Source organism: Streptosporangium nanhuense (genome assembly GCF_059358815.1).
In genome coordinates this window covers 23,797-36,187 of sequence record NZ_JCADBG010000042.1, presented here as the reverse complement: position 1 = coordinate 36,187, position 12,391 = coordinate 23,797, and the positions used below count along the sequence as shown (strand labels likewise).

The 12,391-nt window shown below is 70.8% G+C and carries 8 protein-coding genes; 2 read left to right on the top strand and 6 right to left on the bottom strand.

The window, feature by feature from the left end; all coding sequences use genetic code 11:
• Positions 1 to 1,492: 1,492 nt before the first annotated feature.
• Positions 1,493 to 2,185, bottom strand: coding sequence for an SDR family NAD(P)-dependent oxidoreductase (locus AC5L38_RS42200; RefSeq protein ID WP_495248448.1), 693 nt, complete (start codon positions 2,183 to 2,185; stop codon positions 1,493 to 1,495).
• 364 nt (positions 2,186 to 2,549) lie between these two features.
• On the opposite strand from AC5L38_RS42200, the gene AC5L38_RS42195 reads away from it, so the two are divergent.
• Complete coding sequence (locus AC5L38_RS42195; protein WP_495248447.1) at positions 2,550 to 3,158, top strand: TetR/AcrR family transcriptional regulator; 609 nt, start codon at positions 2,550 to 2,552, stop codon at positions 3,156 to 3,158.
• Between the two features lie 264 nt (positions 3,159 to 3,422).
• On the top strand, positions 3,423 to 4,202 hold the full coding sequence (locus AC5L38_RS42190; RefSeq protein WP_495248446.1) for a helix-turn-helix domain-containing protein: 780 nt from the start codon (positions 3,423 to 3,425) through the stop codon (positions 4,200 to 4,202).
• 130 nt (positions 4,203 to 4,332) lie between these two features.
• Here the strand turns inward: AC5L38_RS42190 and AC5L38_RS42185 are convergent, their stop codons facing one another.
• From AC5L38_RS42185 to AC5L38_RS42165, 5 genes are all read right to left on the bottom strand, one after another.
• Positions 4,333 to 7,188 carry a glycosyl hydrolase family 95 catalytic domain-containing protein gene (locus tag AC5L38_RS42185; protein WP_495248445.1) on the bottom strand — a complete coding sequence of 952 codons (2,856 nt, stop codon included), beginning with the start codon at positions 7,186 to 7,188 and terminating at the stop codon, positions 4,333 to 4,335.
• A 76-nt stretch (positions 7,189 to 7,264) separates the two neighbouring features.
• On the bottom strand, positions 7,265 to 8,305 hold the full coding sequence (locus AC5L38_RS42180) for an ABC transporter permease (RefSeq protein ID WP_495248444.1): 1,041 nt from the start codon (positions 8,303 to 8,305) through the stop codon (positions 7,265 to 7,267).
• Complete coding sequence (locus tag AC5L38_RS42175) at positions 8,280 to 9,815, bottom strand: sugar ABC transporter ATP-binding protein (protein WP_495248443.1); 1,536 nt, start codon at positions 9,813 to 9,815, stop codon at positions 8,280 to 8,282. The genes AC5L38_RS42180 and AC5L38_RS42175 overlap by 26 nt, the downstream gene beginning before the upstream one ends.
• Positions 9,805 to 10,875, bottom strand: a complete 1,071-nt coding sequence (locus tag AC5L38_RS42170) for a sugar ABC transporter substrate-binding protein (RefSeq protein WP_495248442.1) — start codon at positions 10,873 to 10,875, stop codon at positions 9,805 to 9,807. Before AC5L38_RS42170 ends, AC5L38_RS42175 begins: the two co-directional genes overlap by 11 nt.
• Positions 10,876 to 10,984: 109 nt before the next feature.
• A complete protein-coding gene (locus AC5L38_RS42165; protein ID WP_495248441.1) occupies positions 10,985 to 12,346 on the bottom strand; it encodes an enolase C-terminal domain-like protein in 1,362 nt (453 codons plus the stop codon).
• Positions 12,347 to 12,391 lie beyond the last annotated feature (45 nt).

The following is a 12,391-nucleotide window of genomic DNA, read 5'->3' as shown; positions in this document are numbered from 1 at the left end:
GGTTGTAGACGTCCAGGGCCTTGCCGCTGGTGCGGTTGACCAGGACGTACCAGGCGTTGGTGTCGACGGTCGCCGCGGTCGCGGAGGAGGTGGCGAGGGTGAGCATCGTGCCGGTGAGCACGATCGACGTTATGGCGGCGATCAACACGCGCAGGCGATTTCGCCCGGTAGGACGCATGACTCTCCTTTCAAGAACTTGTTAGCGCTAACAAGGCGATCATGAAGTCGTTCGGGAGGTGGTGTCCTGCCGGTTCTCGGCGCCCGGCGGGGCGCTGATCGGGTCGACGCGCGACACGCGATCGACATCGCGGGGACGGCCGGCCGCCGATGCGGCGGAGGGCCGGCGGCGGCTCCGTGACGGGCGGGCGTCCGGGGAGGGGATGCGTCCGACGCTCCCGGGCCGGTCAGAGGCCGGACGTCGGCCGCCAAAGGTTGTTACCGCTAACATTTCGGGTTCCAGATATCCATGGCCTGCTCCTGGGGGGTGATGTCGGAGTACATCCGACCGGTCGGGCGGCGTCAACGAGCCGCGATCCTCGCTGATCTGGGCGTCGCCGTCGATACGCTTCCCTGCCTGGACATTCGCCCGGAGAGAGATCACCTGACGACGCCCGCGAAAGTGAAAGTTTCACAGAAGTTACGACTTGGCAACCATAAGTTTCGGACACAACCGCGCCAACTTTCGTGACCTGGCTGTCAGATGTGGCGATTCACCTCCCGGCCGGCTCCCGGCACCCGTCGGTTCGACGGCAGAAATGCCACCCCGAGGGAAGTGCTCGCGGCGACCGCGAACAGCGGAACGATCGTGACCGCTATCGCGGGGTCTCCCGGCGCGACCGCGAGCGCAGGGCTCCCACCACCGGCTCGGCGCCGTTCGCCGGTCGAGACGGGCGCCACGGCGGCCGTCGTGGCGATCCACCTGTTCCGGGAGGGCGCTCCGGCGAACGCGCGTCGGACCGAGGCGCGAGCGTGTCGTCCGCGAGGGTGCTACCTCCTCGGAAGAATGCGAAACATTTCCTGGGCATCACATAAGTTTCCGACGCGAGTGATTGACAGCGTCATGCCGTACGCCTACCGTTGATCACGGTGTGTTAACGCAAACAATTGCGTTGGAAATGACTTCCGCCGCCTTCCGGTCACCGTGCCGACCGGCGATCTCCCCTTCGTGATGTCGTCGACCGGCCGTGATCACTTCGGGCGGCCAGGCGGCCAGGAGACCGGGAGCGCTCATCGCGATGGTCGTCCCGCGCCTCCGAACCGGTCGTCTCGTCGTCGTGGCGTCACCTCGCGCGCCGACGACGTGACGGCGGGGTGTCCCCGTCCGGGTGAGCCGTGGCGGGTCGGCCACCCGCCACGCGTCCTCGTACTCGCCGGTCTCGTGTGCGGCTTGTCCGAGGCCGAACGGCACGGGTGCCGTTCGGCGCTGCCAGGGTCGTGCGGGAACGATCGAGGGGCAGCGCGGTCGCGCTGCCCCTCGATCGTTCCCGCGCTCCTACCAGCGCAATTCCCCGGCTTCCTCCTGGAGCGTTCCTGTCGGGCCGTCCGCGCCGAGAGTCGCCAGACGCACGACGGTCCTGGCGCTCTCTTCCGGCGATCTTCCGCCTTCGAAGGGCAGGCCGGCGGTCATGTCGGTGGCGGTGAAGCCGGGCTCGAGCGCGTTGAACTTGATGCCCGGCTGGGACTTGGCGTACTGGAGTGTGAGCATGGTGGCCGCCGCCTTGGACGCGGAGTAAAGCGCCGCCGCCACGTGGAACTCCGGCCGCTCGGGGTTGGTCACCGCCCAGAACGACCCGGCGCTGCTCGAAACGGTGACCACGGTCGGGTTCGACGACCTGCGCAGCAGGGGGAGTGCCGCCTCCGTGACGCGCACGATTCCCACCGCGTTGGTGTCGAAGACCCGCAGAGCCGTGGGACCGTCGGTGACTCCGGTCTCCAGGATGCCCGCGTTGTGCACCAGGACGTCGAGCCGGCCCTCGACCGCGTCGATCGTCGCCAGCGCGCTGCTCACCGACGCGTCGTCGGTCACGTCGAGCCGCACGAATCGTGCGCCCAGCGCCGCCGCGGCCTTCTCGCCTCGCTCGACGTCACGCGCGCCGATGTAGACCACGTGGCCCAGCTCCAGAAGCTGCTTGGCCGTCTCGAATCCGATGCCCTTGTTGGCCCCGGTGATCAGTGTGATGGTCATGCGTTTCCCCTCGAAGTAGGTGGCCCGAGCGGGCCGTCGGCGCCGCTGCGCGCGGCACCCTCCTGGACCCGGGCCTTTCGCCCGGGGTGTGACAGGACCCTCAGTCGGCCCTCCGCCGGTCCTCCGTCGGCCCTCTGCTCGCCTCACGGACCTCGCGGTCCCGGACCGGGCGGGAAGTGCCGGGACGTGGAGATCCGGCCGCTCCGCCGCGTACGCCGCGCGCGGAAGGATCCCTCGCGCCCGGCGGGACGGCCTCACCCCCAGGTGGTCCCACGCGCCGTCCCCCCGACTTCTGTAGCGATCGCTGCAGAAAGGGAGGGTAACACTTCTGCAGCGATCGCTACAAAAAGGGTAGGCTGTGGGGGTGGAGACGAAAAAGGGCGGCCCGATCGGCCGGCCACGGGGATTCGACGCCGACGAAGCTCTCGAGCGCGCCGTGCTGGCCTTCTGGGAGCACGGCTACGAGGGGACCAGCCTGGCCCACCTGACGGAGGCGATGGGCATCTCCACCACCAGCATGTACGCGGCCTTCGGCAACAAGGAGGAGCTGTTCCGCAAGGCCCTGGAGCGCTACACCGAAGGTCCGGGCGGATACCTGTCCCGGGCCCTGGAGGAGCCGACCGCCCTCGGCGTCGCCACCGCGATCCTGGCCGGCACCGTTCGGACCACCACCCGCCCGGCCCACCCTCGCGGGTGCCTGGGTGTCCAGGGCGCCCTGGCCGCCGGTGACTCGGGGCGCGAGGTCCGCGACCTTCTCGTCGCCTGGCGCAAGAACGGCTGCTCATGCGTCCAGGAGCGGTTCCGGCGGGCCGTCGACGACGGCGACCTGCCCCCGCAGACCGATCCGGGGCTGCTGGCCCGCTACGTCACCACCTTGGCGTTCGGCATCGCCGTGCAGGCCGCGAGCGGTGTCGGCCGCGACGAGCTCCAGGAGATGGCCGACGCCGCCCTGCGCAACTGGCCGCTCTCATGAGAGCCGCCCGGCGTTCGTCCTCGCGAGCGACCGCTCGCCGTGACGGCGCTGATTCCCGTCGCCGTCAACGTCGGCATGATCGTGTTCGTCCGGCTGCGCGAGCGGCGGGCGCGGGCCGCGAGCTAGTGCCGTCGCGGGCGTCGGGCGGGCCGAAGCCCGCGACGAGGAGCGGGGGAGCATCGGTGGATCGCCCCCGCTTCGACGACGGCATCCACCGAGAGGCGCCGCCGGACGTGCGGTACCGCACGAGGAGGTGAGGAACCCATGACCTGGAGCACGCGTGAGATAGCCGAGCTGTCGGGAAGCACGGTGAAGGCGGTGCGCTACTACCACGAGATCGGTTTGCTCGACGAGCCCGACCGGGAGCCCAACGGCTACAAGCGGTACGAGGTCCACCACCTGACGCGACTTCTGCAGATCAAGAGACTGACCGCGCTGGGCGTGCCACTCGCGCAGGTGGCGGCGATGGAGACGGGCACCGACGACCGCGCCTCGATCTTCCGGACCATCGACGCCGAGCTCGAGGCGACGGTGGAGCGACTCCAGAACATCCGGCAGGAGCTTGCCGTGTTGTCCCGGCCGGGCGCGTCACTGGACGTGCCGACCGGGTTCGGCGGCGTCGCGGAGCATCTGCGCGACAACGATCGCGCACTCATCATGATCTATGCCCAGCTGTTCTCCGGCGAGTCGATGGACGCGGTGCGGCGGACCCTGGAGGCGGATCCCAACCCCGAACTCGACGAGGAGTTCCGCGACCTTCCCGAGGACGCCGACGAGACCACACGGCAGGCCGTCGCCGAGCGGATCGCGCCGTTCATCGACGCGGCCGCCGATCACGCGGTCACGTTGGAGCCCAAGGACTCCACGCCGCACAGGGCGGAAGCGGCCCGAAGCGCCGTCGGCCACGCCCTCCACGCCCTTTACAACCGCGCTCAGGTCGACGTGCTGCGCCGGGCGAACCTGATCGGCAAGGCCGGCGGCGCGCGCCCGGCACGTGATCGACATGACCCGGTGCCGATCGAGAGCGACGGCCACCCGTCGTAACGAACTCGGGAGGCACTCACGGCTTCCGCCGTTCTCAGCTGCTGCGCGCAAACCGGCCCGCTCGGCCGCCGCGACCGGTGGCCGGTCGCGGCGGGGTACACACGGGTCGGGGCCGGGCAGGTGCCGGCCGTCACACGCCCGTGATGGTCCACTGGTTGTTGGTGTTGGTGTTCGGCGCCCACATGGCGACGGTGGAGCCGGCGGTGCTGTTGCCCATGCCGTCCAGGGCCGTGCCGGTGCCGCGGTTGATGATCTGGTTGCGGCCGTTGCCCACGCTGTTGAGGCGCCACTGCTGGTTGTTGTTGCCGTTCCAGGCCGCCTGCCGGGCGACGGCGCCGTTGGCGGTGTTGCCCCAGCTGTCGATGACCATGCCGTTGGTGCGGTTGACGATGCGGTACCAGCCGCTGCCCAGGTCGACGAGCTGCCACTGCAGGTTGGTGCTGCCGTCGTTGTTCCACTGCTTGAGGTTCGACCCGGAGGCGACGTTGCCGCCGCTGTCCAGGACCAGGCCGGTGGTCCCGTTGGCGATCCGCACGTAGGTGGGCTGCGGCGCGCCGGTCCCGGTCAGGCGGTACGTGCGGCCCGCCTGGCCGGTCAGCGCGACGACGTCGGACTCGGGTTTGGTGACGGTGACGGCGGCGCCGCTGCCGGTGTCGACCACCTGGTAGGTGCCGGTGAAGATCCGGTTGCGGACGTTGACGGTCCCGTCGCGGTCGAACCTGACGAGGATCTCGGTGGCCGTGCCGGAGCTCCACGTCGTGTCCACGGTGTAGCCGCCGCGCCCCCGCAGGCCCCGCACCTTCCCGGCCGGCCAGGCGGACGGCAGCGCCGGCAGCACGTGCAGCTCGCCGTTGTGGCTCTGCAGGAGCATCTCCGCGATACCGGAGGTGGCGCCGAAGTTGCCGTCGATCTGGAACGGCGGGTGCAGGTCGAACATGTTCGGCGCGAGCCGGGCCGTCGTCACCAGGAGGCGGATCAGGGTGTGCGCGCGGGCGCCCTCCTCCATCCGCGCCCAGTAGTTGATCTTCCAGGCGAGCGACCAGCCGGTCCCGTCGTCGCCGCGCAGTTCGAGGGTGCGCCGCGCGGCGGTGTACAGCGCGGGGGTGCCGCGCTTGGTGATCTGGTTGCTGGGGTGCAGGCCGTACAGGTGGGAGACGTGCCGGTGGGCGGGCTCGGTCTCGATCCAGTCGTACAGCCACTCCTGGATGTTGCCGCGCGAGCCGGTCTTCATCGGGGGGAGCCGGTCCCGGGCGGACAGGACCCGGGTTCGGAAGTCCGCGTCGACGCCGAGCGCCTGGCTGGCCTTGGCGCAGCCGTTGAACAGGTCGCGCAGGATCTGGTTGTCCATCGTGGGGCCCGCGCAGACGCTGACGCCGCTGTGGTGGGCCAGCTCCGGGGAGTTCGACGGGTTCGTGACCAGGAACCCGAGGCTCGGTTCCTGCACGAGGGTGTCGAGGAAGAACTGCGCGGCGCCCTTCATCGCCGGGTAGTACTGCTGGAGGAACGCGAGGTCGCCGGTGAAGGTGTAGTGCTCCCAGATGAGGGTGGCCAGCCACGCGCCGCCGGTCTGCCACATGCCCCAGAAGGCGCCGTCGACGACGGAGGTGGCCCGCCACGCGTCGGTGTTGTGGTGGGCCACCCAGCCGCCGGCGTTGTACTGGACCTGGGCCGTACGGGCGCCGCTGACCGCCAGATCGTTGATCATCCCGAAGACCGGCTCGAAGCACTCCGACAGGTTCGTCGTGTCGGCGGGCCAGTAGTTCATCGGCAGGTTGGCGTTGATGGTGTACTTCGAGTCCCAGGCCGGCGCCAGCGAGTCGTTCCAGATGCCCTGCAGGTTGGCCGGCTGGGTGCCGGGCCGGGAGGAGGAGATCAGCAGGTAGCGGCCGTACTGGAACAGCAGCACCGAGAACTGCGGGTCGTTGACGCTGTTGTGCTGCGCGATCCGCACGTCGGTCGGCTGGTCGGCCGCCGAGGTGCGGCCGAGCTCCAGCGTCGTGCGCCCGAACAGCCGCTGGTAGTCGGCCACGTGCCGGGCGCGCAGGTCGGTGAAGCTCCTGGCGACGGCGGCGTTGAGGTGCTGGCGCGCGATGCCCTGGTAGTCGCCGCTGACGTCGCGGTAGTTGCGGTAGCTGGAGCCGATGGAGATCAGCACCGTCACGCTGGTCGCGCCCGTCACCTGCAGCGTGCCGTTCGAGCTGCTGACGGTGCCGCCCTCGATGACGGCCTTGGCCAGGCCCAGGAACCGCACCGCGCCGGTCTTGCCCTCCATGTTGCCCGAGACGCCGCTGAGCGCCACCGTCGTGCCGTCCGGGCTGGACCGCGTCGTCTGCTGCGGGCTGTCGAACGTCGCGGAGAACGAGATCGAGCCGGCCCTGTCGGCGGTCAGGCGCATCACGATCACCTGGTCCGGCGCGCTCGCGAACGTCTCGCGCTGGTGGCGCACGCCGTTCTTCAGGTACGAAACCGTCGTGGTGGCCGTGGTGAGGTCCAGGTAGCGGTTGTACTCCGAGACCCCGGAGGTGTCGCCGAACGCGAGCCGCAGGTTGCCGACGGTCTGGTAGGCCAGCTGGCCCGCGGGGCTGCCGAGCATGTTCTGGTCGATCAGGGTCTGGGCCTGGCTCCACTGGTTCTGGAAGACCAGCTGCCGGATCTGCCCCAGCGCCCCCGCGCCCCGGGTGTTGCTCTGGTCGTAGGGCCCACCGGCCCAGACGGTGTCCTCGTTGAGCTGCAGCCGCTCGGTGTCGACGTTGCCGAACACCATGGCGCCCAGGCGGCCGTTGCCGATCGGCAGGGCGCGCAGCCAGTCGGTGCCGGAGCTCTCGTCGTACCACAGGGCCAGGTCGCCGGCGGCGGTCACCGCCGCGGGGGGCGCCGAGGCGGCTCTGGCGGCCGCGGTCCACTGCAGGGGTAACAGCATGGAGCCGGCTCCGGCCGCCCCGAGCTGCATCAGTCGCCTGCGTGTCAGGTGGTGCTCGTCGGACATGGTCGTTCCAATCGGTAGGGGGTGTGGCGCGTGGACGTGCCGTGGCGGAGGAACGGTCGGGGGTGCCTGACGTGGGTTATTCCTGGACTTTTCCTCCGGTGAGGCGGGACAGGACGAGGGCGATGAGGATGATGGCGCCGTTGAGGGCCTGGATCCACTGGGCGGGCACGCCGGCCAGGGTGAGGACGTTCTGGATCATGTAGAGGAGCAGGATGCCGGTGAAGGCGCCGAACATGGTGCCCTTGCCGCCGTTGAGGCTGACGCCTCCGATGACGGCCGCGGCGAACACGGTGAAGATGGCGCCGTCGCCCTGGGCGGCGGCCACCGAGGCGAGGCGTCCCGACAGCAGCAGGCCCCCGAGGGCGGCGAGCAGGCTCGCGCCCACCAGCGCGGTCCACAGCACCCGGCCGGTGCGGATGCCGGCCGCCCTGGCCGCGTCCACGTTGCCGCCGATGGCGTACAGGGCGCGGCCGTAGCGGGTGAAGCCGAGCAGCACGATGCCGGCGGCGAACAGCAGCAGGCAAAGCCAGATCGAGGCGGGCACGCCGAACCACAGGGCCGAGCCGAGATAGAGCATCGACGGCGGCAGGTTGAAGAAGGTCTGGCCGCCGGAGATGCCGGTGAGCAGGCCGCGCAGCACGATCAGCATGCCGAGGGTGACGATGAAGCCGTTGAGCCCGAACCGCACGATCAGCAGCGCGTTGATCGCGCCGATCAGCGCGCCGACGGCCAGGGTGACCGGGATCGCCCAGGCGCCCGGCAGCAGGCCCAGCCCGGCGCCCGAGCCGACGGCGACGGTGAGCCAGGCGGCCACGCCCGGCGCGAGGCCGAACGTCGACTCCAGCGAGAGGTCCATCTTCCCTGCGACCAGGACGATCGTCTGTGCCATCACCAGCAGCGACATCTCCGACATGGTCTGCAGGATGTTGATCAGGTTGTCGCCCTGCAGGAAGATCGGGTGGACGATCTGGCCGACGACGGCGATCACGACGATCGCGGGGACCAGCGCGAGGTCGCGCAGCCGGGCCAGCCGCACCCGCGGCCGTTCCCGCCGGGGGGCGGCGCTCTCCGCGGCGGGCACGAGGGTCTCCTCAGGCATCGGGGGCGTCGAGGGCATCGAGCCGGACTCCTTCCATGGCCGCCACCACGTCGTGGTCGTGCCACCCGGCGGCCATCTCCGCGACGAGGCGGCCCTGGAACATCACCAGCAGCCGGTCGCACAGCCGCAGGTCGTCGAGCTCGTCGGAGGCGATCAGCACGCCGCTTCCCCTGGCGGCGGCCTCCTCGACCTTGCCGAGCAGGAACTCCTTGGACCGCACGTCCACCCCGGCGGTGGGGGTGATCAGCACGAGCAGCCGGGGGTCGGAGGCCAGCGCCCTGGCCATGACGACCTTCTGCTGGTTGCCGCCGGACAGGCCCATCACGGGCAGGCCGGGGCCGGGGGTCTTGATCGCCAGTTTGGTGATCAGGGTCCTGGCCAGCCGGTCGCGCCGGCGGCCGTTGATCAGGCCGGCCTCGCCGAGCCGTTCGGGGACGGTCATGGTGGCGTTGTCGGCGATCGACATCATCGAGACGAACCCCTGGTGGTGCCGGTCGCGGGGGACGAGGCCGACACCCGCCGCGAGCGCGTCGGGCACGCTGCCGGGACGGGGGCTGTGGCCGGCGACCTCGATCGCGCCGGAGTCGGCCGCGCGCAGCCCGGCGACGGTCTCGGCCAGTTCGGTCCGGCCGCTGGCGGCCGCGCCCGCCAGGCCGACGATCTCGCCGGCCCGGACGTCGAGGTCGATCTCGCGGTAGGCGTCGCCGTAGGACAGGTCGCGCACGCCGAGCACCGCGCCGGCGTCGGCGGGTACCGACGCCCGGGAGAACGCGGAGGCCAGGCCGGTGGCCTCTCCCGTCATCGCCGCCACCAGCTCGGCGTGCGTCAGGTCGGCCACCGCGGTGGTCAGGATGTGCCGGGCGTCGCGGAAGACCGTGACCGTGTCGCAGATCTCGTAGATCTCCCGCAGGTGGTGGCTGATGAACAGGAAGGTCACTCCCTGCTCCTGCAGGGCGCGGATGCGGGTGAACAGCCGGGCGATGGCGGCGGCGTCGAGCTGGGCGGTCGGCTCGTCGAGGATGATGAAACGGGCGCCGAAGGACAGCGCGCGGGCGATCTCCACGAACTGCCGCTGCTCGACGTCCAGCTCGCCGGCCGGCAGGCGTACGTCGACGTCCACCGACCAGGCGGCGAGCAGCGTGGCCGCCTTGCGCCGCAGCGCGCCCCAGCGGACCAGCCCGAAACGGTTCAGGTCGTGGCGGTGCAGGTAGAGGTTCTCCGCCACGGTCAGCTCGGGGATGATCGTGGACTTCTGGTAGACGCAGGCCACCCGCCGCCGCCAGGCGTCGCGGTCGGCGAGGCGCGGGGCGGCCTCGCCGCCGAACCGCACCTCGCCCTCGTCGGGGGGCTGCAGCCCGGTGAGGATCGAGACCAGCGTGGACTTCCCGGCCCCGTTGCGGCCGACCAGGGCGTGGGTGCGGCCGGGCATGACCTGGATTCCGGCGCGGTCCAGCGCGACGGTCTCCCCATACCTCTTGCTGACGCCCACCGCCTCGACGACGGGAGTGGGCGCCGGGTCAGCCGCCAAGGCTGTTGCCCCACAGCGAGGTGTCGTCGGGCTTGACGCTCGGGACGTCGCCGTAGGTGCCGCCGTCGGTGGTGACCAGGGGCGCGGAGAGCTGGTCCTCCAGCAGGCCGGGACGCACCTGGACGATGGTGCTGTCGTGGTCGGTCGCGCCGGGCTTGAACGTCTTTCCGTCGATGGCGGCCTTGGTGTACTCCAGCGCGTACTTGGCGTACTGGTCGGCCGGTTGCGAGACGGTGGCGTCGATGTTGCCCGCGGCGATCTCCTTCAGCTCCTGGGGGATGCCGTCGTTGGAGATGACGAAGACGTGCTTGGGGTCGGTCGGGGGGACCAGCAGCCCGCGCTGCTTGAGCACCTGGAGGGTGCCCGACAGGGCGAAGCTCGACTGCATGTAGACGCCCTTGATGTCAGGGTTCGCGGTGAGCTGTGTCTGGAGTTTCTGCGAGGCGATGGCGCCGTCCCAGTTGGTGGCCTCGCCGAACACCGTGATGCCGGGGTAGCCGGCCTTCATGCACTCGTTGAACGCCTCGGTGCGGTCGCGGCCGTTGATGGAGGCCAGGTCGCCCTGGAGCATGATGACCTTGCCCTTGCCGGACAGCTTCTCGCCGAGGAACTTGCAGGCCTTCTCCCCGTAGGCCCGGTTGTCGGCGCGTACCACCATGTAGGCCTCGCCCTGCTCGGGGCGGGTGTCGACCATGACGACGGGGATCTTCTTGGCGGTGAGCTGCTGGAGGGTGGGGGCCACGGCGGCGGTGTCCTGCGGCGCCAGCACGAGGCCCTTGACGCCCTGGCTGATGAGGCTCTGCACGTTGGCGGTGAGCTTGGAGATGTCGTTCTGGGAGTTGGAGGTCTTCAGCTCCAGGCCGTTCTCGGCGCCGAACTGGGGGACGTACTTGATGAAGGAGTTCCAGAAGTCGGTGTCGGAGCGGGGGTAGTCCACCCCGACGATCGGCTTGCCGCCCTCCGGGGCGGCCGCCGTGCCGCCGCCGGCGTCGCCCCCGCAGGCGCCGGTCAGGCCGGCCGCCAGGGCGGCGGCCGCTCCCAGGGCGAGTCCTCGTCTCATGGTCGTTCCTTTCCTGTGCTGGGTCGCTGCGGAAGGCGGTGTGTGCCGCCGTCCACGGCCGGGCCGGTGCGAGCGTCTTCGACGGCCCCGAGCCCGTCGAGGACGCTCCTCACCTCACCCCTCCCGCGTCGGCGGCGGTACCGCCGGCCGTGTCGCCGGCTGTGTCGGCGGCTGTGTCGGCGGCCCACCGTGGGCCGTGCGGGTAGGCGTACTCGGCGCGCGACGCCGGACGCATCTCGGCGCCTCCGCCCGGTTCGAGGGGAGCGACGTACCGGCCGTCCGCGAGCACCACCGGGTCGGTGAAGTGCTCGTGCAGGTGGTCGATGTACTCGATGACGCGGTCCTCGGTGGTGCCGCTGACGGCCACGTAGTCGAACATCGCCAGGTGCTGGACCATCTCGCACAGGCCGACGCCGCCCGCGTGCGGGCACACCGGCACCCCGAACTTGGCGGCCAGCAGCAGGACGGCGATGTTCTCGTTGACCCCGGCGACCCTGGCCGCGTCGAGCTGCAGGATGTCGATCGCGCCCGCCTGCAGGAACTGCTTGAACATCACCCGGTTGTGGGCGTGCTCGCCGGTGGCGACCTTGACGGGCGCGACCCGCTTCCGGATGGCGGCATGGCCGAGCACGTCGTCGGGGGAGGTGGGCTCCTCGATCCAGTACAGGTCGAACTCGGCGAGCGGGGCCATGCGTTCGATCGCCTGGCCGACGTTCCACGCCTGGTTGGCGTCCACGGCGATGCGCACGCCGGGGCCGACCGCCTCGCGGGCCAGCCGCACGCGCCGCGCGTCCTCGGCCGGATCGGCGCCGACCTTCAGTTTGATGAGGCGGAACCCGTCGGCGACCGCCTCCTTGGCCAGCCGGACCAGCTTGTCGTCGGTGTAGCCGAGCCAGCCGGGGGTGGTGGTGTAGGCCGGGTAGCCCTCGGCGAGCAGGCGCGCGCGGCGCCCGTCGCGGCCCGGCTCGGCGTCGCGCAGGATGGCCAGCGCCTCCTCCCGGGTGAGCGCGTCCTCCAGGTAGCGGAAGTCGACGACGTCGACGATCTCCTCCGGCGACAGTTCCGACAGCAGCCGCCACAGCGGCTTGCCCGCCCCGCGCGCGCGAAGGTCCCACAGGGCGTTGAGCACGGCCCCGGCCGCCATGTGGATGACGCCCTTCTCCGGGCCGAGCCAGCGCAGCTGGCTGTCGCCGGTGAGCCGGCGCGACACCCCGCCGAGATCGCCGAGCACCTCGGCCACCGGCCGTCCGGTGACCAGCGGCGCCAGCGACTCCACGGCGGCGACGGCGATCTCGTTGCCGCGCCCGACGGTGAAGGCGAGCGCGTGCCCCTCCTGCCCGCCGCCGGTCCGCACGATCACGTAGGCGGCGGAGTAGTCGGGCTCGGGGTTCATGGCGTCGGAACCGTCGAGGTCTCGGGAGGTGGGGAACCGGATGTCGTGGGCCTCGACCGCGGTGATCAGCTCCGTCACGGTGCCCCGCTCTGGCGATACATGCGCACGAAGGTCTACCTCCAG

Bases quoted from the DNA above. Each gene is read 5' to 3' on its own strand.
- AC5L38_RS42200 (WP_495248448.1), bottom strand. From the start codon at position 2,185: ATGACCATCACACTGATCACCGGGGCCAACAAGGGCATCGGATTCGAG.
- AC5L38_RS42190 (WP_495248446.1), top strand. From the start codon at position 3,423: ATGACCTGGAGCACGCGTGAGATAGCCGAGCTGTCGGGAAGCACGGTG.
- AC5L38_RS42185 (WP_495248445.1), bottom strand. From the start codon at position 7,188: ATGTCCGACGAGCACCACCTGACACGCAGGCGACTGATGCAGCTCGGG.
- AC5L38_RS42180 (WP_495248444.1), bottom strand. From the start codon at position 8,305: ATGCCCTCGACGCCCCCGATGCCTGAGGAGACCCTCGTGCCCGCCGCG.
- AC5L38_RS42170 (WP_495248442.1), bottom strand. From the start codon at position 10,875: ATGAGACGAGGACTCGCCCTGGGAGCGGCCGCCGCCCTGGCGGCCGGC.